This is a genomic window from Adhaeribacter rhizoryzae (genome assembly GCF_008629685.1).
GTDB lineage: Bacteria > Bacteroidota > Bacteroidia > Cytophagales > Hymenobacteraceae > Adhaeribacter > Adhaeribacter rhizoryzae.
In genome coordinates, this window is the sequence record NZ_VWSF01000026.1 from 22,393 (window position 1) to 45,451 (window position 23,059).

Consider the following 23,059-nt stretch of genomic DNA (forward strand, 5'->3'; position numbering starts at 1 on the left):
AAAAAAACATCTGTTGAAGGCATCTATTTAAAAAGCAAAGGCCGGTCATAAGACACGGCCAGGGCACAGACAAGACACAACTATATTGTTTGTGCGTTTGTGCTGTTAATCGGGTAAATGCTTAATAATTCAGTTAGCCTACCAAATTTGGTGGACCAGCGGTTTAATCTGGCTCTCGTAAATATTTTTAACGCCTGCTAATTGCTCCGTTGTTAAATCCGGTATATCCAGGGCCTGCAAGTTAGAAGTTAAATGTTCGGGTTTGGAAGCGCCCGGTATAATGCAGCTTACTTCGTCAAACTGTAAAATCCAGCGCAAAGCCACCGGAGCCAAATTTTCCTGACCCGGGAATAAATTCTTCAGTTCTTCCACCGCTTCTAAACCTAAATTATAATCAATGCCTGAGAAAGTTTCGCCTTTGTCGAAAGCTTCGCCGTTGCGGTTAAAGTTGCGGTGATCGGTGGGTGCAAAATGGGTATCGGGTTTAAACTTGCCGGTGAGCAAACCGCTCGCCAACGGTACCCGCACAATAATGCCAATATCTCGGCGCTTGGCTTCTTTAAAAAACAACTCGGCGGGGCGTTGCCGGAACATATTAAATATTATCTGCACCGTGGTTACGTTCGGGTATTCAATCGCTTTCAGGGCTTCTTCTACTTTCTCCACACTTACGCCCATATTCAAAATTTTGCCTTCTTCTTTCAGCCGATCGAATAGCTCGAATATTTCGGGACGGTAATACACATCGGTGGGCGGGCAATGCAACTGAATCAGGTCAAGAGTTTCGAGGCCCATATTTTCCAGGCTGTTTTCCACGAACTTGCGCAGGGCTTCGGGCGTGTACGATTCGTTCACGTGCGGACTCAGGCGGCGGCCGCATTTGGTAGCTACCGCAATTTTTTCGGAGCGGCTGCGCACCAACCGGCCAACAGCTTTTTCGCTTTCGCCGTCGCCGTACACATCGGCGGTATCAATAAAATTAATGCCCGCATCTACGGCAGCGTTCAAAATATTATCGGCGTTTTCATGGCTGAATGTTTCACCCCACTTCCCGCCTACCTGCCAGGTACCTAAACTTATTTCGGATATTTCTATCCCGGTTTTTCCTAATTTTCTGTATTTCATTTTATTAATTTTGTTCAATCTGATAAAACCCTTGGTATTATTTTCAACCTCAACCGCATAGCGCTATAAAGTTTACAGCTTTTACGCAAAAGTAAATTTTTGAAGAAGGTTTATAAAAAATATTCCAAGGTTCAGATTAAATATTAGGCAGAGCTACTTAAAAGGCTGTTTTGATTTGAATTTAAACCTTTTTAATATTCATTGAGCCCATATTTGTCATTCAGGAGGAACCTATTTGGCGACCTGCTAAATAGGTTCCTCCTGAATGACACCGGTGAGTTACTTAAACTTTATGTTATATGATGTAAGTTATTAAATCAGAATACCATCTAAAACGAAAAATCCCGGAATAGACTAATTATCAATTCCGGGATTTTATTACCTAAACTTTTAGGCTACTCCGTGCTCAAGGTTTTGGGTTTGGCCGTAGGCGATTGGTTCAGGCGATAACTGAGGGTGAGGTTAACTTGTCTTCTTCGGCCTTGGTTTTCGCTGCGGGTGTAAAAGGTAACGCCTTCGCCACTCTGCCCCCGGTAAACCGACCGGTTAATGCGGCTGTTAAATAAGTCGAGGGCGTTCAGGGTAATCGTGCCTTTTTTATTCCACAAATCTTTACTAACGCCCAGGTCTAAATAATATAAAGCCCGCATACTGCCTTGCGGGGTTTTCTGGGGCGCTTCGTAGTTGGCCCGTACCTGGAAATCAATATTTTGGGGCAGGATAAACCGCGAAGTATGCCGGGCAAACCAGCTATAGGTATTGGTGCTGAAATTTTCTTCGAAATTGCTGCCGTCTATAACCGATCGGAAAAAATTCAGGCTTTGGTCCAGTTTCCACCAGGCAGCAGGGCTAAACGAACCGGTAAATTCTGCGCCAAAAGCATCTTCACCTTCCAGGTTCTCGGGGCGAAAAGAAGCAATTCCGGCGGCGTTTACCCGCCGGATAGTAGCAATGCGACCAATGGAGTGCCGGTAAAACAACGAAGAAGAAAGCGTGCCTTTATCGAAATATTTAATGTGGCCGGCATCAAACGCATTCGTAAACTCGGGGTCGAGGTTGGGATTACCGGTGTTTACATTCCGGCTATCTGAAAACGTAGAATACGGGCTTAACTCGTTGTACACCGGCCGACGCACCCGGCGGCTGTAACTCACCTGCAAGGCGTGGTCTTTGGGCAAATTATAAGTAAAATGCGCACTCGGGAATAAATTGGTGTATTGGCGCGGATTTACTTCGTTGGTTTCTTGCAAGGTAGTTTTTACATCGGTTCGCTCGGCGCGCAAACCCACCTGGTACGATATTTTTTTGGTTTTATTTCCCAAAATACCATAAGCCGCATTAATATTTTCGTCGTAAATAAAATAATTATCCAGGCCGGGTAAAGGGGTTATTTCGCCGTTGCCGTCCTGGTTGCCTACTAAATAATCATTTACCATGTCCCGGAAGCTGCTCCGGATACCGGCTTCCAATTTACCACCTTCGCCAAAAGGCTGCACGTAATCAATCTGCGTTAAATATTGCTTTTCGAACTCATCGTTCAACGACCGCTGAAACAAAGATTTAGAAAGGTCGCGGTTACCATCCGGAGCATACGTATCTTGGGTATAAATCTGGTCGGAGTTCTCCCAATAATCCAGGAACCGAAAATCGGCGGTAAGCTCCTGCCCTTCTTTGGCAAAGGTTTTCTTGTAGCTAAGGGCATATTCGGCGTTTACTTCGTCTTCGTCTTCGTCCTGTTTACGTTTGGTAAAGCTTTGCAAGGTTTCGTTGCCCAGGTAATCGTCGTAGCGAATATTGCGGATGCGGTTTACGTCGCTGCGCCGGAATAAATAAGAGGCTGTTAAAATACTGGTTTCGGTGAAAAAGAAATCGAGCCCGCCCCGAATATTGTTGTTAAAGCCCCGCAGGTTGGTATTAAATTTTTGCCGCGTAATAAAGGTTTCATCGTCGGATTTTAACTCCTGGTACATCGAGCCCCGGGCTGGAGTCAGGCGATAAGCCAAGCCGTAGTTCAGGAAAAAGTTAACGCGTTTGTGCCGGTAATTTACGTTGGCCGAACCGCCGTAATTGGTAGGCTCGCCGGCAATAACTTCAAAAGAACCATTAAACCCGCTTTTCCGCTCTTTTTTTAAAACAATATTAATAATCCCCGACATACCTTCAGCTTCGTAACGGGCCGAGGGGTTGGTAATAATTTCTACTTTTTCGATTAAGCTGCCCTGTAGTTGCTGCAAACCGCTGCCGCCTTTAAAACTTACCAATCCCGAAGGCTTCCCATCAATCAAAATCCGCACGTTTTCGCTACCCCGCAGTTTTACGTTACCTTCTGCATCTACCGATACCGATGGAATATTGCTTAATATTTCGGTGGCCGAACCGCCGGCATTGGCTAAATCCTGACCAACGTTAAATATTTTTTTATCGAGCGATAATTCCATGGTGCTTTTTTCGGCTTGCACCACTACCTCGTTCAGGGTTTTGCCCGCCGATGCTTCCAGTTTTAAAGTACCTAACTGGTGTTCTGTTTTATCGTTGGTTAAGGCAAAAGCGGGTGATTTAAAAGCTTTGTAACCCATAAATTCAATCAGGGCATAATATTCACCCAGCGGCGCATCCAGCGTAAACTGGCCGGCCTCGTTGGTAATATTGCCCGAAACCAAAGCATTATCGGTGCTTTTAAATAACCGGACGGTGGCGTAAGGTAATGGTTCGCCGGTTACCGCATCCTGCACCTTCCCTTTTACGGCATCTTTTTTTGCAGCTTGAGCCAGGCCCAATAGCGGCATTATCAAGAGTAATAAAAAACTAAATCCGGTTAAGTAAACTTTGCTTTTTTTGAAAAGTATAATTTTAAACATAATTATGAGGTGGATAAGGCTTTGATGCAGGCGTTTAAGTGAATATTATATCGGCAAATTACAAACCGATTTACAGAATTGAACTAATATAGGTCAAAATATTCTCAAAAATTAACTGGTTATTAAAGTTGGGAAATATGGCGCTTCCTAAGTTTGTGCCAGCCCGAACGGCCTTGTTTGGTCTGTCTCCTCCCACCTCCCCACGAAAAAAGATAGGTACTTGCGCACCTATCCTTTGCTTCTTTACCGGAATGCTATGCACCCAAAACCGAAGAACATCAGTCAGCATACCTTAATACTGGAGCTACGCCTTGGTATCAAGCTAAAAGCTTCGGATTTTCCTGGTAAGTTTTCCAGAGTAACTCGCCGAATAAAGTATTAGCCCAAGCAAACCACGAGCGGGTAAACTTTTTCGGGTTGTCTTTATGAAAAGATTCGTGCATAAATCCGGTGTCGCCGTGGGTACTTTTTAAGGCTTGAATACAGCTTTTAATTTCCTGCGGGTCTTGGCTGGTGAGGGCGCGCATGGTAATACTCATGGGCCAAATCATGTCCTGACCAACGTGCGGCCCGCCAATACCTTCGGCCGCACTACCTTTAAAAAAGAAAGGATTATTTTTGGAGAGTATAAATTTGCGTGTATTCAGGTAAACGGCATCAGTCGGGGAAATGGCTCCTAAGTAAGGGAGCGACAGTAAACTGGGTACATTGGCATCGTCCATTAAATACGCGCTGCCAAAGCCATCTACTTCGTAAGCATAAATTTTTCCGTATTTCGGGTGGTTTACCGTCGCGTGCTCCTGTAAGGCTTTTTCTACTTCGTTTGCTAAGGTCAGCAGTTCTCCGGCAGTGCCTTTGTCCTGGGCAATTTTCTCCATCATGGTGGCCGCTTGCCGTAAACTCACTGCCGCAAAAAAGTTAGACGGAATTAAAAAAGAATAAACAGTGGCATCGTCGCTGGGCCGGAACGAAGAGCAAATTAAACCGACCGGGTTTACCGGATAACCGTAGCCGCTCATGGGCAAAGTATCGGTCGCGTGCGGCGTGGTACGCTGAAATCTATAAGGGCCTTTATTTTCCTTGCGCTGCTGTTCCCGGAAAGTTTTAAGGGTAGCTTTGATGGCCTCCTGCCACTGGCTATCGAAAGGTTTGGTATCGTTGGTGGTTTGCCAGTAGTGGTAAGCCAGCCGGATAGGATAACACAGTGAATCTATTTCCCACTTCCGCTCGTGTACGCCGGGCTGCATCTTGGTTAAGTCTTTGCTCCACTCCCCAACTTTGGTATCGTCGCCGTAAAAAGCATTGGCGTAGGGGTCTTTTATGACGCAGCGGGTTTGGCGATTAATTACCCCGGCCACCAGTTGTCGGAGCGGTTCATCTTTTTTCAGAAACTTTAAATAAGGCCACACTTGCGCCGAGCTGTCGCGCAGCCACATGGCATCAATATCGCCGGTGATAACATACGTATCGGGCTTGCCGTCTTTTACGGTGTGGGTAACGGTGGTATCGAGGGTGCTCGGAAAACAATTCTCAAATAACCAGGCCAGTTCTTTATCTTTTACTTTCTTTTTAAATTCTGCAATAGCACTTTCAACGGATTTACTGCTGAAATTACGTTTGGCAGCGGGTACACGCACCACCGGAAAATCAGCTGCTGCTGTTAATGCTAAGGGGTTTAAGTAGGCACCAGCGCTCAGTAAGGCCGCGTTTTGGATAAAGGTTCTTCTTTTCATTCTAAATTAATATTTAGGCATACAAAACTTAGTAACTCCTGTTGCCGCACTTTTGCGCTTGCTTCTCAGGAAGTATAAATCATGCTGCCTGCTACACACGGTAAAAAAGTCTTGGGCGTAAACAAATATTCAACTATTCTTCTCCATTATTTAATTAACACGAAAAGTAGGAAGAATATGAGGAAAATAAAATTTAACAGATTTTGAAGCGGTTTGAGTTGGTAAGATAATTCCTGTGGTTAGCTTGCTCAAAGGACTTTTCTTTAAAGCAATATTATGCTACTTTTTGTTATTATTTACTAGAGAGATTTTTTACTTGAAAGATTGTTAGGTGTTTACCTTTTGAAAGATTACATCTTTCAATGCAAAAGTGCTAACTAATATTTCAAGCCTAAGTTGCCTCCTGCCCGGCGGGGCCCGTTTGGTCATTCGGGCTGCTCATCTTTCCTTTCCTCCTCCGTCGGAATGCTACGCACCGGAAACCTGAAAGGCCCTCATCGCCCAAACTGCTGTAGTTTACTTCGTAGCTGCTGCTATTCCCTATTAAATTATAGCAAAATAAATATTAAGATATAGTACAATAAATATTAAAATATAGTACAATAAATATTTCTTAAAGCTTATTCTATAATCTTCAGGCCGCGATTAACTGTTAGGCTGGCTCCCCGCCTAAGTTTAGGAGGGGTTGGGGGTGGTTGTTTTATTAAGCATTTCCTCAAAATAATATTGAGTTCTATACTTTTTAAAATCAACTAAAGCAAAATCCAAATACTCGCTTTAAATATTAACGGCTGCCTACTTCTTTGGCTTGGGATTGCAGGAAATAAAAGCTTTTTTCGTCGGCTACCAGTTTATCTGTTTTGGTTGTTTTATCTTTTACAAACCGGATTTTTACAATAGCCGTTTTACGGGGACTGACTTTAGTAGCTGAAAAATGGGTGTGCAATACGTACATTAGATTTCCTTTTTTATCTTTTACAAAATCGCCGTGGCCGGTGCCGTTGTGGCCTATATTGTTTTTGCTGATAATGGGGTTGCCTGTGTACTTCTGCCAGGGGCCATAAGGGCTATTACTTACCGCGTAGCCAACAGCATAATCGGGGTTCCGGAAATCGTTGGTAGAATAAACAAAATAATACAGGTTTTTATGTTTTAAGATAGAGGGGCCTTCGGCTACGGGCCAGGGTGCCTTGGCGGTATTTTCCCAGGGTTCTACGGCGGTAATACATTCTTTCAGGGTTTCGGGTTTAATGGCACTTAGGTCGTCGGTCATTTCGGCTACGAAGAGGCGGTTGCCCTGGGTGAGACGCACGTGGTATAAATATTTGCGGCCATCGTCGTCAATAAACACAAAAGGATCTATCTGCTTTACCGGGGCGGTAAGCGGCTGCTTTTGGGTTTGGGTAAATGGGCCCAGCGGACTACTGCTGGTAGCAATGGCAATTTGCTCGTTGGCGGTATAAGCCATGTAAAACTGATTCTGGTAATAAAATACCTGCGGCGCCCAGAAACCCTGTTCGCCGAAAGCATCGCCTTTCCGAAGGGCGTAGCCGTTGTTTACCCCTTTCGGACCTTCCCAGCTTTTTAAATCTTTGGAGGTATAAACCATAAAACCCAGGTTGGAATTACCTCCTCCGGTGCCGTATAAATAATATTGCCCTTCGTGGTAAAATATGGTTGGGTCGGCGAGGTAAATATCGGTCTGGCTGTTTTCTGGTTTTACCTGGGCAAAAGCTACCGGGCCAGACCAGAAAAGCAGGAACAAAACAGAAACAAAGGACAGCGGCAATTTTACTTGCTTTAAAGCATCAGGCTTGGCAAAAATATTCATTTCCATTGCGGATGATATTTATAGTATGGGCTGGTAAAGCCCACAAATATATTCCTTTTCCGGAATTAGGTTACCCGAACCTCATAAGGTAAACTATTTGCCCGAACACTAATGCTAAAAAAACAAAACGGCTGCTTTGTCCTTAAAACAAAACCTCAGCTATTTTGAGTCTTCCGAAGGAAGACTTAAGACTTTTAATGCAACCGGAGGAACTCTGTTCCGGTAAATACCAGCAAAGATTACTATCCGGATAGAACTACCAAATGAGAATTTATACGAATATTGATTGGTTATTGCGCTTACATTATTGTAGTCCTGTTGAGCCTGTCGAAACATCTAATAATTATTTAAGGCTGTTATAGATCCTTCGACAAGCTCAGGATGACAGATAATGTACCTTTAAGCGCACTTTCAATTTGATAGGGGTATTATTTTCTCCTTTCTTGTAGGAAGTCGGAGACTTCCCATTTCATGAAAAGTTTGTAGTCTCCTGCGGAAGACTACAAACAGCGGCAGAAATCATCAACCAGAACAGTTAAATAAATAACTGGCAGACTGTATACACACCTTAAACAAACTTTTTCTTAATACTGTATTTGCCTACTTCTTCTCCGTCGTCGCGGATCATTCTTAAGTTTAATTCTTTTTTAGTGGCGTGTAGCTTTATCAGCGTTCTTTTACCCTCCAGCGGTCCGCCGCCAATTACGATTGGGTAGTTATGGGTAGCATCGGCATCGTGGGTGGCGTAGCGGTGCGTATGGCCCGAAAGCATTAAATCTATTTTGCCCTTGTTAAACAAGGGGCCGAAAAGCTGCCGGCAGTGCAGGGTACCGTGCCAATCGCCGGAATGATAAGGGGAAATATGAATCAGCACTATCCGGAAAGCTGCTTTTTTAAACGCTTCGGATTCTATTTCATTTTCCAACCATTTTTGCTGCACTTCGCGGTACTCATCAAAAGCGGCTAAGCCGTTATATTCCCAGTTGTCATCGGTTTTATCTTCGCCGGAATCCAGGATAACAAAGCGCACCGGCCCACGGGTAAACGCGTAGTAATATTTATCGGTGGGGTAAGTAAAATAATCGGGTAGTTGCCGGGCAAAACTGCCTCTAACTTCGTGGTTGCCCTGCACAAAAATAAAAGGCACTTCTTTCGAAAACACCTCGGCGCAAGGTTTCAGCAAATGGTCTATTACCTGCTCTTCGCTATCCACGTGGTCGAAACAATCGCCGTTTAAAACCACAAAATCAAAGTCGCGGGTATTGCCGGTGTAGCCGTGCTTGTATAATAATTGCGGAATGGTTTGGGGCCGATCGTGAATATCGTTTAAGATAACCATTTTAAACGCTTCCACGTCTACGGCCGGCGTTTTAAAACCGTAAATGATACTTTGCAGCGGCTCGCCGTACGTTACTTTAGAAGCTTGAAAATGCAATATTTCTTTGGAGTTAATCCGGTATTTGTATTCAGAGCCGGGTTTTAAGTTTTTAATCGTAACTTTATTAATGCGGTTATTCGCTTGAATAAGGCCATTTCGGGCAGTATAAGCCTTTAAGCTCAGGTAGGTACCGGAGCCGTACTCTACCCAGCTCAAGCTGTTGTTATTTGTAATCCAAACAATGGTCACTTCGTTGGGCTGCAGATTTTGCAAATAAGGTCCGGCAATAAAAGTATTTTTTTCGTTGGTTTTATTATTATTAACTGCACTTAAGGCCGGCAACGATAGCGTACTTAAAACCCCAATTTTAGACAGCTTTTGAATAAATAATCTTCGGTTGAAAGGCATATTTAAATTGCTTTAAATTTTAATATTTCCCACGGGGGTGCCGGTATCGCCAATCATTTCGAGCGCAAAAGCATTCTGGTCGGCTTTAACTTTTATAATGGTACGGGCGCCCTCTTTGGGGCCGCCACCAATTACAATGGGGTAATTATGCTGTCCGGCTACCGGGGGGTGAATGCCGTACCGGTGGGTATGTCCGGAAATTAATAAATCTACTTTGGCCTGGTTTAAAATTGGCCCAAATACTTCGCGGCAATGCAAGGTACCGTGCCCGTTGCCCGAATAATAAAAAGGAATATGACTGAAAACTATTTTGTACTTGGCCTTCTTAAAAGCTTTTTTCTGAACTTCTTTCTTCAGCCACTCCACTTGCTGCAACCGGTATTTATCAAAATCTACCAGGCCGTAATATTCTTTGTCGCCGTCGGTTTTGTCTTCTCCGGAATCGAGCACAATGGCGTAAACCGGCCCCTGCTGAAACGAGAAGTAATATTTTTGCTCCTGGTTGTTAAAATAATTACCTAAGTGGCGGGCAAACTTACCGCGGGTTTCGTGGTTGCCGCGCGATAAAATAAAGGGCGTATTGGTAGAAAATAATTGGCCAAGTGGGTTCAGCAAATGATTTACCAGTTGGTCTTCATCGGTCTGGAAATCGAACATATCGCCGTTCAGAAACACAAAATCTTTTTTGTCTTCGCCGCCATACTGCATTAAATGCGCAAAAGAATTTGGCCGGTCGTGAATATCGTTAAACACCAGAAACGAAACACTTTTGGCATCTAAACCAGGCGTTTGAAAGGTATAAGATTCACTCACAAAAGTATTGCCGAAGGTTACCTTATAGGGTTTAAATTCTTCGATAACTTTTGAGTTGATGCGGTAATAATATTTCTGCCCCGGTGTAAGCCCTTTTAAAGTAATGCCGTGTACCGTGTTATAAGCCTGAATCAAACCATCGTCTACGGCTACTTCTTTTTTATCTAAATTATCGGGGGTTTGGCCGTAATCTACCCAACTGTAGCAGGGTACGTTGGTAAGCCAGCGCACTGTAATTTGGTTGGGCAGCGCCGATTGTAAATAAGGTTCGGTTTTAATAATTGGGACATCCGGAGCTGAAGTCTTTGTCTCTCCTGCTTCGGCCAGCGACGGCAACGAACTTAAGCCCGCTACTCCTAATAGGCCCAAAGATGATATAAATTTGCGGCGGTTTATATCATTAGATAATTCTTCCATGTGGTGTATAATTTTAAAAATAGATAATTAATTTATTTCTGCGGCGGCTTAGCGGTGCTAAATATTTAGCTTTTAAACTGGTTTTCAGGCTAAAGAATTTTCCCCGGCAAACCGGCTTTGGTTTTATTAAAGAAAAATAATAAATGCTTTTCTGCTGCCGGCCGGCAAAATATTCTTCTTAACCTAAAGAATATTTCGCCAGCCGGCAAGTCAGGTAAACTTAGTTGGTAGCATAACTGAAAACTTAGAATTATTTACTGGTCAAAATATTAGAAGCTGTTTAGCATTTTATACAATGGATCAAGCCCTTGCCCTTGCCCTTGCTGCGTGTTTTCACCAGCAAGTAGTTTAGCAGCAGCTTTAGAATTGGCGGTGATAACACCACCATTGGCACCAGATGCTGCCCGAAACAGAAATACTAAACAGCTTCTTAATTTAATTAGGTTCTGACCGGCAATTAACAGCTTCTTAATAATTCGGATTTTGTTCGAGTTTGGCATTTTTCTGGATTTCGGATACCGGAATCGGCGAAAAATAACCCTTCGGATGAAACGACCGCGGCCCCACCGACACAATATTGTACTGCAGGGTATGGGTGGTTTTATCGGGATTAAGTTTAGCCACAATATCGATGCCATTAGCCGGGCCATTCATGACCTGCTCGGCAATGAGCCAGCGGCGAATATCGAAATACCGGTGACCTTCAAAAGCCAGTTCGTACTTGCGCTCGTAGCGGTACAAATCTTCCAGGGCTTGTCCGGCAACCGAACTCGCTATGGCGGGCATTCCGGCGCGGGTGCGTACTTTGTTTATATACGTACGGGCTTCTTCGGTTTCGCCCAGCTCTAAACAGGCTTCGGCGTAATTTAACAATACCTCGGCGTAGCGGAACATAATCCAGGGCTGGTCGCCGCGGAAAAATTGGCCATCAACGTTTTTATCTAAAAACTTACGGGTGTAATAACCGGTGGTAGAGGCATTCCAGTTTTCGATGGGGCTAAAACGGGTATCGACGCCCCAAACCACTTCTACTTTGTTCGTAGCTGCATTCCAAACTTCCTTGCTGCCCGTTTGAATAATGCCTTCGGGTTCAGTAGCGGCGGCATCGGCTGGCCGGTTCCGCCACACGGCGCCGTTATACAAAATAGAAGCGTAAAAACGTGGGTCCCGGTTTTTGTAAGGTTGCGTGGCGTGCTCCGGATTATTCCAGCTGAAAGGCGTACCGTCTTTAAGCTGGTAGCCGGTTACAAAATTCTCAATCGGCAGGTTGCCACCCCAGTTATGGTAACCGTTCGGACCGTTCCACAAGTCTACAGAAGTGCCTTTTAGCTGCTTGTTGTGTAATTTAGCAAATAATATTTCGGGGTTGTGGTTATCCAGGAAAATGCGGGTATAATTTTCGGCGCCCGAATCGGTGGGGGTGTACAAACCGTGTTTGCCGGGGTTATCGATGAGGGCTTTGGCGGCGGCTTTGGCAGCTTGCCACCGTTGCGTTTGGTCGCCGCTGGTGTAGCCTACCAGCGCATTGGTATTACCCGGCTTATTAAATAAATCGCTGGCCGCGTACAACAACATTCTGGATTTTAACGCCATGGCCGAATATTTAGTAGCCCGGCCCAGGTTATCGTTGTTATAACTGGCCCCCAGCAATTCAATCGCACTGTCGCAATCTTCTACAATGGCGTTCACGCATTCTTCAAAAGTATTCCGGGGCACAAACATGCCTTCGCTATCTTCCAGGCTAAAATTTTCTTTTACCAACGGAATGCCGCCAAAATGGCTAACCAGGTTAAAATAATAATAAGCCCGAATAAAACGCACCTCGCCGGTGAGCCGGTTTTTTAAAGTTTCATCTTTAAAAGGTACCTCATTAATCCGCTCCAGAAAAATATTGCAATTACGAATGCCTTTGTAATAATTACCCCACTGCCCAAATTGGGTAAGCGTGCCCATATTTTCGGGGGTGAGCGTACCTTTTACCACCACATCGGTGCCTTTGTCGCGCAGGTACATGCCCTCGTCCGAAACGGCGGTGTGCATTACTTTCCAGCTATCAGTAAACGGGTCCCAGATGCGGCCGTACAAATCGTTTACAAAAGCTTCTACCAGAGCCGGGTCTTTCCACACGTCGGCATCACTAATGGCATCCAGCGGCTTTCTTTCCAGAAAATCCTCATCGCACGAAGTAGCCCCGCCCAGAAACAGCACGCAGGCCACGAAAAATATTTTTTTAGATATAAATTTCATCCTTTTCGGCTTTAAAAAGTTAAGCTTAAACCAGCGTTATATATTTTAATTTGCGGATAATAATGACCCGCACCGTTCGGTAATTCGGGGTCAAATATTTTCACTTTGTCGAAGGTGAGTAAATTCTGGCCGCTCACGTACACCCGCAGTTGCTGCATTTTTAGTTTCTGCACCAGGGTTTCCGGAATATTATAACCAAGTTGCAGGGTTTTTAAGCGGAGGTAGTTGGTATTATAAAGCCAGTAAGAGTTCTGTTGGGTAATCCAGTATTCGCGGTTATCAAAAACCCGGGCTACATCGGTATCGGTATTTTCCGGGGTCCAGCGGTTCTCGACGTAAGCCAGCGGGAAATTACCTATTAAGCCCGATTCGGTACGCACGTATTGGTTCGCGCCGGCGGCACCCTGCCACAACATGCTTAAATCTAAATCGCCGAACACAAAATTCATGTTTAAGCCGTAAGTCAACTCCGGAAACTGCGATTTATTAAAGCGGGTACGATCCAGAGCATTAATTTTACCATCTTCGTTTACATCTCGGAAAATAACATCGCCGGGGCGGGCACCCGCCATGTGGGGCGTACTGTTTACGTGGTCCACATCTTTATAAATGCCCATGGCTTCGTAGTACAAACTCGACCCGATGCGGGTGCCGGTGTATCTTTGGTAATCCGGAATATTTTCGGGTTCGTCCCAGAACAATATTTTATTGCGGGCAAACGATACGGTACCGGCAGTTTCCATCCGGAATTTGCCAAAAGATTTGCGGTGCGATAATTGGGCATCGAAGCCTTGGTTCTGTACTTTACCCAGGTTTTCGTCGGGCAGCACAATACCGGTATATTCCGGCACCGAGGCCGAACGGGCAATGAGAATATTGGAGCGTTTGGTGCGGAAATAATCAACCTCCAGGCTAACAGCGCCATTAAATAACTGGCTCTCGATACCCACGTTAAAATTATTCGCTACTTCCCAGGTAATATTTTCGTTCGGAATACGGATGGGATAAATAGAAGGATTTAAGCCCAGATCGTTGCCAAAAATAGAACCGGACCCGAAACCGTAATTACTCAGGTACTGGAAGTTGGCCACTTTATCGTTACCCATTTGCCCCCACGAACCGCGCACTTTAAAGAAATCTACCAGGTTAATATTGTTCTTCCAGAAGTTTTCGTTTGAAAGAACCCAGCCGGCCGAGAAGCCCGGGAAAAAGCCAAAGCGTTTGTCGCGCGGGAAGTTCTGGGAGCCGTCGTAGCGCCAGTTAAAATCGAAGAGGTATGTATCTTTAAACTGGTAAGAAGCCCGGCCAAAGTAATTTTTTCGGGCCGTCTCATAACCCGAGCCACTCACCTGTCTTTCGTCCTGGCCGCCGGCAAATAATTGGTCTACCGCTGCCGAAATAAAGTACCGGCGCAAACCGTAAAAGTCATTACCTTTTTCTTCGTTTTGCTCATACGCTACAAACGCGCTAATGCTGTGCGGGCCAAAAGTACGGGCATAATTAATTTTGGAGTTAAGGGTTATTTGCTGGCTATGTACAAAAGACTCGGTTAACTGCGGATCGCTTACGCCGCGTTCAGCGGAATTCAGAATGGGCTCGTTCTGGCCGTTAAACCCGCCAAAGGTGTAGAGCGTCCAGGGCTTAATAAAGTTCTTTTTGTAAGTCAGTTCTTTACTGGCCGCCAGGTTACCATCAATAAACAAGCCTTTTACCCAAGGCAATTTAACCGTATACCCAAAAAGGGCGTTTACCAGGTTTATGTCGTGTTTGTTGTAGCCAATGGTGTTGGTGGAGGTTACCACCGGGTTATTGCCTTGTTCAATATCGGGACCGGGTAAGCCGTTGGGCCAAACTGCTGTTTCGGTGGGGCGGCCCCGCTGAATAAACCGGAAAATATCGCTGGCGCCCAGCGGCGGATAATTTTTATTGCTATGCCGGCCCTGTACATCAAAATTTAACTTAATATTTTCGGTTACATCGGCATCGAGGTTAATGCGCAGGTTTTGCTGTTTGTAATTGGTGGCGCTGTTGCGGTAAACGGCATCTTCGTAAACACTGCCCAGTGAAACAAAATACCGTACCTTATCGCCGCCACCGCGCAAGCTCAGGTTGTGGCGGTTCTGCAACGACCAAGGTTTAATTACCGCATCAATCCAGTCGGTGTTGGGGTGCGTCCAGGGCGAAGAACCGTCTTTAAACTTCTGAATATCTTCATCGGTATATTTGGGCCGGGTGCCGGCGTAACCTAATATTTCGTTGGTTAACTGGGCATATAAACCCGCATCGGCCATTTCGGGCATGCGGGTGGGTGTTACGAAACCCTGGTTAAAACTATAATCGAGGGTAGGTTTGCCGGTTTTGCCTCTTTTGGTTTTCACCAGAATTACCCCGTTGGCGGCCCGGGAGCCGTAAATAGAAGCCGAAGCATCTTTTAGAACCGAAATACTTTCAATGTCGTTGGGGTTGAGTTTATCTAAACCGCCTAACAAGCTTGGAATACCGTCTACTACAATCAGCGGCGAATTATCGCCTAAAGTACTCTGGCCCCGGATAAATAATTGCGAGCCACCGCCGCCCGGTTCGCCGGAACGATCAACAGCAATAACGCCGGCTACGCGGCCCGTTAAAGTATTTGTTACGTGGGTAGTGGGCGCTTGATTCAGGTCCTCGCCTTTCACCATCGAAATTGCTCCGGTAACGTTTACTTTTTTCTGGGTACCATAACCCACCACCACTACTTCTTCTAAAGCTTTGGCATCGTCTTCCAAAGTAATATTTAGCGTTCCTCCGGAAGTGGGTACGGGTACTTCTTTGGTGGCAAAGCCAATAAAAGAAAATATTAAGGTGCCCCCGCTGTTTGGTACTACCAAGGTATAGCTGCCATCCGGACCCGAAGTAGCGCCGTTATTGGTTCCTTTTAATAAAATGGTAACGCCCGGCAAACCTTCTCCGCTTCTGGAAGTGATTTTACCCGAAACGGTAATATCTACCGCGGCCACTAAACTGGTTCGTAAGATGCTGGCTTCGGGGCTGGTAACCAACCGTAACCGAACGTGTATATTATTTTTCACCTGCTTAAATTCGAGTTGCGTACTTGCCGCTACCTGGTCCAGCACCTTTTCCAGCGATTCGTTTTTCGCCGATATGGTAATCAGGCCTTTATGCAGGGTTTCCTGCTCATCAAAAGTAAATTTATAAACTGTGGCGGCTTCAATTTTCCGGATAAAATCCTGCAAAGTGGCATTGCGGAGCGATAAGGATATTTTGGTTTCTTTCAGGCTTTGCAACCTTTCGCCATCGTCGGCGGCCCATACAGCCGAAATAACCAGGAGCTGAAAAAGAACACTTAATAGTGTGTAACCAGCTATCCGGGGAAACAGATAGTATAGATTTTTTTTCATAAATTTGGGTTTGTTGTTTATACAATTGTTTTACAAAAGCTTCCGGCAACCTGCATGCGCCAACATTTGGTTTTTCGGAGGCAAGCGCCGCAAAGCTTCTATCCGGAAGTTTTGCGGCGTAATTTTACATTTCCATTATTTCATAATTGTTAAGCTTTAGTTATCTAAACTTTATTAAAATTTTATTTCCTTTCTTTTCGTAAGTAAAGCTTTTTACAAAAGCTATCCCGGCCAGCACATTATCCAGGCTTTCATCCTGGTAACTGCCCGTGTAACGCCATTCTTTTTTTTGCCCCGGAATTTTGCCAACTACCTGAATATTAATGCCGTACCAGCCTTCGAGTTTTTGAATAACCTGTTCTAAATTTGCCTGTTTAAAATATAGAATACCCGCCCGCCAGCTTAAAACTTCCTGGGCATCAAAAGCAGAAACTTTATAAGTAAGGGCTGTTTGGCTATATTGTAATTGCTGGCCGGGTAGGAGAATGGCCAGTTGCGTCTTATTGCCGGGTTTATTTTTTTCAATTTTAACTGAACCGGTAGCTAAGGCTATTGCTACATTTTGTTTACCGGGGCGGTAATTAATATTAAAAGAAGTGCCTAAGGCCTGGGTAAGCAGCGAACCGGTTTTTACCATAAAAGGCCGTTGGGCATCTTTGGCCACTTTAAAAAATGCTTCGCCGGTTAAGGTAATTTCTCTTTTATGCGAGGAAAAATGCGCTGGATAAGTAACCTGGCTATTGCTGTTTAAGGTAATAACCGAGCCATCTTCCAGGGTAATATTTTTCCGGATTCCAGAACCTGATTGGATGGTTACCAACCGAATAACAGACTTATTTTTACGGGTGAATTGGTCCGAGAAAAACCACAGGAAACAAACCGGCAGGAATATAATGGCGGCCACTTTCAGCCACCATTGCCATTGGGTTTGGGTTTTCGGCAGGGCTAAAACGTTAGTTTCTGATTCAGCGTAATCTGTTACCAAATCGGCGGCGGCTTGTTTCTCTATATTTCCGTTAATACGTGCCAAAATAGCGGCGGAATGCGGCGCAAATTCTTTAGATGCTTCTTCAATTTCTACTTCTTCCCACAACCGGTATAATTCCTGTTCGTGCGGCGTGGGAAGTTCCGATTCTTTGAACCACGCCAAAATTTTTTCTACCTCCTCCGGCGAACATTCTCCTCTGAAATATTTCTCTAATAGTGTATTTTCCATTACCTATAAAAGGCCGTTTGGAGGGTATACACTTAACTTAAGGTCAGCACCACCTCGGTTTCAAAAAATTTATTTATTTCTTAAAAACCTTGACTTAACCTTTTTTTATGTTTAGTTTTCTAATCATAATACTATATAATTTGTGAAATATTTAATTTTCGGGTAAAGTACTTCTCCAAAATCTTTAAAAAGCTTAAATTTATTTAACCGGTAAAATGACGGAAGCAAACGCGGATAACAGCCCGGCCATTATTCAAGCGCTAAAACACGGCGACCGCTTGGCTTTTGAAAAAATTTATCAGCGCTTTGGCCCCAAGCTTTATGCTTTTACCTTAAAATTGGGCTGCAATAAAGAAGATGCGGAAGAAGTAGTGCAGGAGGTATTTTTAAAGATTTGGGAGCGCAAACATTTACTCGACCCACAGCAAAACTTTGATGGGTATTTATTCCGAATGGTCCGCCACCTTGTTTACAACAAAGCGCGGCACCGGGTACATGAATTTGCTTACCACAGTTACCTGGCAAGTGCCCAAAACAAAACTGAAAGTTATATCGAAGAAAGCCTGGATTACCAGGAACTGGATCAGTTGCTTCAAGAAACCTATACCGCTTTGCCGCCGGTGCGGCAACAGGTTTTTGTCATGAGCCGCTTAGAAGGTTTAAGTAATAATGAAATTGCCGAAAAACTCCAGACCAGTAACAGCAACATCGAGAACCATCTGAATAAGGCGTTACGGGCTATTCGCCTGAAACTAAAGTTGTATAAAGTTATTTACCTTAATATTGGGGTTCTCTTTAGCTTTTTATAGTGTTACCGGAATATTTCTGGCTAAAACCTTCTTAATATTATTCAAACTTTCACAAAACTATCCAAATTCCCCTTCGGAAAGACTGGAGGAGGATTTACTTAACTAATATAACCCAAGAGCAGGATTAAACATCCTGCTCCTGTTAATCTGCTATTACCAGCCCGAACGATTACGGCCGCCGCCCAAAATACCCCCGAGTAAGCCGGCCAAGCCACCAGAACTCATGCCGCCATAGCCGCGCCGACCGTTTAAACCACCCAAAATAGAAATAATAGAACCCAGGCCGCTGCCACCAGAACCACCGCGGTACATACCGCCGCCCATCATGCCACCGCCTAGTAAACCACCAAGCAAGCCGCCGCCCATACCGCCCATCATGCCGTGGCTCCGGCGCCGGCCGCCACTCATCATGCGGCTAATTACAATGGGAGCCAATATTCCTAACATGCCCGTTACCATTTGGGGCGAAATACCGGCATTTTTAAACATATCGCCAAAGCCACTTTTATTTACAAACGATTGCGAGGTAGTATCTTCGCCTTTTTGCTGGGCTTCGTTGGCGGTGTTTACAAAATTATCGAGGAGGCTAAACTGCTTTTGGTTAATACCTAAATAATTAGCCATATCCTGAATATGCTTTTCTTCTTCGGGCGTATACTTGCCGTCGGCTTTGGCAAAACTGATAATATCGGTTACAAACGAAAACCGTAACTGGCTGTTTTTAAGCTGGTCTAAACATTTTTGCAGGCTGATGGCCGAAGGATTGCGGGCTATTTGCACGACTTCTTCATGAATATTTTCGGGCAGTTCGGCGGCTTCGCCCATCAGGCGCAAAAATTCCAGTTCTTCATCAGAAGCGTGGCCGTCGGCCGAGGCCATGGTGGCCAAAGCGGCTAAATACGCACCCCGTTCTTCCAGGGAATAATCTTTTAATAAGGTTGTCTGCTCTTGTTCCATTAGTTTTATCTGGTATAGTTCTAACTTGTCTTAACGTGCCGAACCGGAAGTAAGTTAATGTTCTCCGTTGCGAGCCACTAAACTCAGAATTAGCCGCTTACTTATACATTTTAACAGCCCGGCGTACTGCTATAAATATTCTTTGCATTACTTACAACTGCTGGTACCGGCCCAATTAATATTTGTGGGCGCTTTTACATTAAACTTTAATTTCGAATATTTTCTGTTCTTTAACTTCGGTAAAACCAGCTTGCCGGTAAAACTGGTGACTGGCAAATCGTTTGGTATTGCACCTGACTTTTATATGGGTAATCTGGTACTGGCTGGCCCATTGCGTTACCGCTGCTACTAATATTTTACCAATGCCTTTGCCGCGGTGCGGCGCATCTACCACCAGGCCACCAATTTCAACAAACCTCCCCGACTCTAACCTTATGGCGTAAAACGCATGAATCCAGCCCACTACCTCTTTATTTATTTCGGCTACCAAGGCTAAATCCGTTTTGCTTTTTAATATTTCGGCTAGTAAATCAGCAGTTTCGGCTGCAGTGGTTTGGTATCCGAGCTGGTTAGTTAAGCTTGCAACGGCCGTGCTATCCGCTACGGTTATAGCTCTAACAAATATGTTCATCCTGATTAGTTTTATATCTTGTGCTGGCAAGAAGGCAATATTTATTAGCGGCTTTACTGATTATTGTCATTATAATTAAGTAATTAACCGCTTTACTTTGAGCCACTAAAATATTAGCCGGCGTAAAACAATTAAGTTAAAAACGAAAATCGAACGCCGGCTAAAATATTAAACTCAAAACCAGATTCTGAATAGTACAATATTCTTTAGAAATATTTCGAGTACTAATCTGCTTTAATTTTTTAACTATGAAAATTATATTCTTCAGCGCCAAACCCTACGACCAGCAATTTTTTACGGAGGTAAACCAACAATATAATTTCGAACTGAATTTTCTGGAAGCCCACTTAAACAGCAAAACGGCCGTGCTGGCCCAGGGCTACGAGGTGGTTTGTGTTTTTGTGAACGATGCCATTACCGCCGAAGTACTACAAATATTGGCAAACCAGGGCATTAAATTATTGGCTTTACGCTGCGCCGGTTTTAACAACGTAGATTTAAAAACCGCTCATTCGCTGGGTATTAAAGTAGTACGCGTACCGGCTTATTCGCCGTATGCCGTGGCCGAACATACGCTGGCGCTTATTTTAACCTTAAACCGTAAAACCCACCGGGCCTACAACCGCGTGAAAGAAGGCAACTTTGCCCTGAACGGTTTGCTGGGATTTGATTTGCACGGCAAAACCGCCGGCCTGATTGGCTTGGGTAAAATTGGTTTAGCTACCGCCCGCATCTTAAAAGGCTTCGGCTGCCGCGTATTGGGTTACGATGTAGCAAAATCAGAAGAGGCCGACAGCATTGGCGTGGAATTTTCTTCTTTAGATGCGCTTTATTCCCAATCAGATATTATTTCGCTGCATTGCCCGCTTACGCCCGAAACGCACCATATTATTAATGCCAGTTCTATTGCTAAAATGAAGAAAGGCGTAATGCTGATAAACACCAGCCGGGGTGCCCTGATAGATACCCGCGCGGTAATAGTAGGCCTGAAAAAAGAACAAATCAGTTACCTGGGTTTAGATGTTTATGAAGAAGAAGGCGATTTATTTTTCGAAGATTTATCGAATAAAGTAATTCAGGACGATGTTTTTATGAGGCTGCTTTCGTTTAACAACGTTTTAATAACCGGTCACCAGGCTTTTTTAACTTCTAACGCGCTGCAAAAAATTGCCGAGACTACTTTACAGAATATTCAGGATTTTGCCAACCAGCGCGAACTTGCCAACGAAGTGAAATAAACCCTGGCCAGGCTAGCTTTACTACACAGACTTTTGCAGAACTAACGTTAAAATGCGAGGGAGTTTAGTTGGGTCATTTTCATCAAAATATTCATTCAGGTTCAGGAGCCTTAATTGGTGGTTACGGGCGGCCTGCATAAATTCCGAAATATGATGGGTAAAACATTCCAGTTCGGTGCGGCCGGCTTCGGTATCGAAGCGGGCTTTGGTGCCGGCATATTGCTTAAAGGGGTGCAGTTCGCCGAGGTAAACGTGCCCGCCCGGTTTTAGTACTTTGGCTACCTGCGCAAAAATAAAATTAAGGTCGGCAATGTGTTCCAGCACCAAGCTAAAACTTACCAAATCAAAACTTTCCGTTTCAAAAGGCCATTCGGCGGTAATATCGGCTTGCATAAAAGTTACGTTGCTGACGCTAACTTTTTCTTTGGCCCGCGCCAGCATTTCTTCCGATAAATCTACGGCCGTAACCTGCGCCGCCTTTTGAATTAGCCAAACGGTGTTTTTTCCGGTTCCGCAACCTATTTCTAGGCAATTAACAAAAGGTATTGGGCTTAATTCCTGACGCAAAGCCCTTGCTTCCAAGTCGCGGGTTTTGTTTTTATTCGTGTCGTACTGGGTTGCCCAAATATTATAAGCTTCTCTGGTTTTCATGCGGATAGTTGGTTGTAAAGCCAAATAAAACAAATTATAATTCAGCCTGTATAAGGTTAGGCCCCTTAACCTTAGGCCATTTGAAAGGAGTTCAGGTATACTAGCAAAAAACGGTATCAGTGTCTCGGCTTACGGCCTTTTCTTAAATATAACAAAAGTCATTAAACTCTGCCTAATTATTGTAAATCTAGGATATAATATAAGAGAAGAATCCTTTCCTTAGCAGTAGGTAAAATACGGTTAGAATCACATGAAAAAAGAGAACAACTTGCAAAGATTTCTGGACGCTCAAGAAACTGCTTACCCTATTGCCTTAGCCGAAGTAAGAAACGGCCGCAAACATAGCCATTGGATGTGGTTTATCTTTCCGCAAATAAAAGGCTTAGGTTATAGTAGTACTTCCCAGTTTTATGCCATCAAAGATTTGGAGGAAGCGCAAGCCTATCTTGAACATCCGCTACTAGGAAGTAGATTGGTTGATATTTGTCAGGAGTTATACAAACTGGAAAGCCAAGATGCCTATGCTATATTCGGGAGTCCGGATGATTTAAAATTAAAATCCTCGATGACCTTATTTTCTGCCTTGCCAAATACTCATGCGATTTTCGGATTAATATTAGACAAGTTTTACCAGGGAAACAAAGACGATAAAACGCTACAAATATTAAATTATTAAAAACACTTTACATTTAATCGCTTATGAGCCTCCTTTAAGCAGCCCAGTAAACCGGATTATATAAAATGGACCTCCATCAGCCTTGCTGTTGCAAAGAAAGAACTTGTTTTATTTAGAACAGTATTTTCTTTGTAGATCATCGGGTAAGCCTATTCCAACAAACCGATAATCACCTGTTTGAATTTTAGCAAACTCTAGCTGTTGGGCGTGTGCATAAAGGGGATGAACGGCCTCTTCCGCGCAACAAGCCGAACATAACATTTGTGTATTAAACCAGGAAGACTGTAAGGTGGAAGTTTTATCCTGGCAACGTTGACAAACGGACATATAATTTCTTTCCATTATTCATTCTTTCATTTCCAACTCTCATCTAATCCCGAAAAGGTAATGGTACCCTCCTGTATGGCCAATACAACATAGTTTCCCTCCGGCATTATTTTAGAAAATTTATTTTCAGTAATGTTAAGATATTTGCCAAAAATGAATTTTAGATGAAAAAAGGAAATAGCATGAAAGTTATCGTTAAGTTATTGCCTAGTCAGTTGCTTTTGATTATTTCGGCTAATTTGAAAACAGTTTAAGCAGCATCGTGCTAGCCAGTATGCGCTTCGGGCATGGAGTAAGAGTTGAACTTGAAAACCTTAGTATAAAACAAAAGACCTAACTTTTG

General features: G+C 44.1%; 15 protein-coding genes. 3 read left to right on the forward strand and 12 right to left on the reverse strand.

Going from position 1 to position 23,059, the window contains the following annotated elements; genetic code table 11:
* Positions 1-138: 138 nt before the first annotated feature.
* From F0145_RS22430 to F0145_RS22470, 9 genes are all read right to left on the reverse strand, one after another.
* Entirely contained in the window at positions 139-1,125 is a 987-nt protein-coding gene (locus F0145_RS22430) for an aldo/keto reductase (protein WP_150092211.1), read from the reverse strand.
* A gap of 395 nt (positions 1,126-1,520) precedes the next feature.
* Complete coding sequence (locus tag F0145_RS22435) at positions 1,521-3,911, reverse strand: outer membrane beta-barrel family protein (RefSeq protein WP_150092213.1); 2,391 nt, start codon at positions 3,909-3,911, stop codon at positions 1,521-1,523.
* Positions 3,912-4,300: 389 nt separating this feature from the next.
* Positions 4,301-5,716, reverse strand: coding sequence for a glycoside hydrolase family 125 protein (locus F0145_RS22440; RefSeq protein WP_150092215.1), 1,416 nt, complete (start codon positions 5,714-5,716; stop codon positions 4,301-4,303).
* 784 nt (positions 5,717-6,500) lie between these two features.
* Complete coding sequence (locus tag F0145_RS22445) at positions 6,501-7,553, reverse strand: glycoside hydrolase family 43 protein (protein ID WP_223816206.1); 1,053 nt, start codon at positions 7,551-7,553, stop codon at positions 6,501-6,503.
* A 562-nt stretch (positions 7,554-8,115) separates the two neighbouring features.
* A complete protein-coding gene (locus F0145_RS22450; protein WP_150092217.1) occupies positions 8,116-9,333 on the reverse strand; it encodes a purple acid phosphatase family protein in 1,218 nt (405 codons plus the stop codon).
* Positions 9,334-9,345: 12 nt separating this feature from the next.
* Complete coding sequence (locus F0145_RS22455; protein WP_150092219.1) at positions 9,346-10,563, reverse strand: purple acid phosphatase family protein; 1,218 nt, start codon at positions 10,561-10,563, stop codon at positions 9,346-9,348.
* A gap of 468 nt (positions 10,564-11,031) precedes the next feature.
* Entirely contained in the window at positions 11,032-12,810 is a 1,779-nt protein-coding gene (locus tag F0145_RS22460) for a RagB/SusD family nutrient uptake outer membrane protein (RefSeq protein WP_150092221.1), read from the reverse strand.
* 11 nt (positions 12,811-12,821) lie between these two features.
* Positions 12,822-16,211, reverse strand: coding sequence for a SusC/RagA family TonB-linked outer membrane protein (locus tag F0145_RS22465; RefSeq protein WP_150092223.1), 3,390 nt, complete (start codon positions 16,209-16,211; stop codon positions 12,822-12,824).
* 160 nt (positions 16,212-16,371) lie between these two features.
* Entirely contained in the window at positions 16,372-17,427 is a 1,056-nt protein-coding gene (locus tag F0145_RS22470) for a FecR family protein (protein ID WP_150092225.1), read from the reverse strand.
* A gap of 215 nt (positions 17,428-17,642) precedes the next feature.
* Here F0145_RS22470 and F0145_RS22475 point away from each other — a divergent pair, with 215 nt between their 5' ends.
* Positions 17,643-18,236, forward strand: coding sequence for an RNA polymerase sigma factor (locus F0145_RS22475; protein ID WP_150092227.1), 594 nt, complete (start codon positions 17,643-17,645; stop codon positions 18,234-18,236).
* A gap of 153 nt (positions 18,237-18,389) precedes the next feature.
* Here the strand turns inward: F0145_RS22475 and F0145_RS22480 are convergent, their stop codons facing one another.
* Complete coding sequence (locus F0145_RS22480) at positions 18,390-19,193, reverse strand: tellurite resistance TerB family protein (protein ID WP_150092229.1); 804 nt, start codon at positions 19,191-19,193, stop codon at positions 18,390-18,392.
* Between the two features lie 199 nt (positions 19,194-19,392).
* Positions 19,393-19,824, reverse strand: a complete 432-nt coding sequence (locus tag F0145_RS22485; RefSeq protein ID WP_150092231.1) for a GNAT family N-acetyltransferase — start codon at positions 19,822-19,824, stop codon at positions 19,393-19,395.
* Positions 19,825-20,072: 248 nt separating this feature from the next.
* Between F0145_RS22485 and F0145_RS22490 the strand changes: the two genes are divergently transcribed.
* Complete coding sequence (locus tag F0145_RS22490; protein WP_150092233.1) at positions 20,073-21,062, forward strand: 2-hydroxyacid dehydrogenase; 990 nt, start codon at positions 20,073-20,075, stop codon at positions 21,060-21,062.
* 21 nt (positions 21,063-21,083) lie between these two features.
* On the opposite strand, the gene F0145_RS22495 is transcribed toward F0145_RS22490, so the two are convergent.
* Positions 21,084-21,713, reverse strand: a complete 630-nt coding sequence (locus F0145_RS22495; protein WP_150092235.1) for a class I SAM-dependent methyltransferase — start codon at positions 21,711-21,713, stop codon at positions 21,084-21,086.
* A gap of 250 nt (positions 21,714-21,963) precedes the next feature.
* Here F0145_RS22495 and F0145_RS22500 point away from each other — a divergent pair, with 250 nt between their 5' ends.
* On the forward strand, positions 21,964-22,389 hold the full coding sequence (locus F0145_RS22500) for a DUF1810 domain-containing protein (protein WP_150092237.1): 426 nt from the start codon (positions 21,964-21,966) through the stop codon (positions 22,387-22,389).
* Positions 22,390-23,059 lie beyond the last annotated feature (670 nt).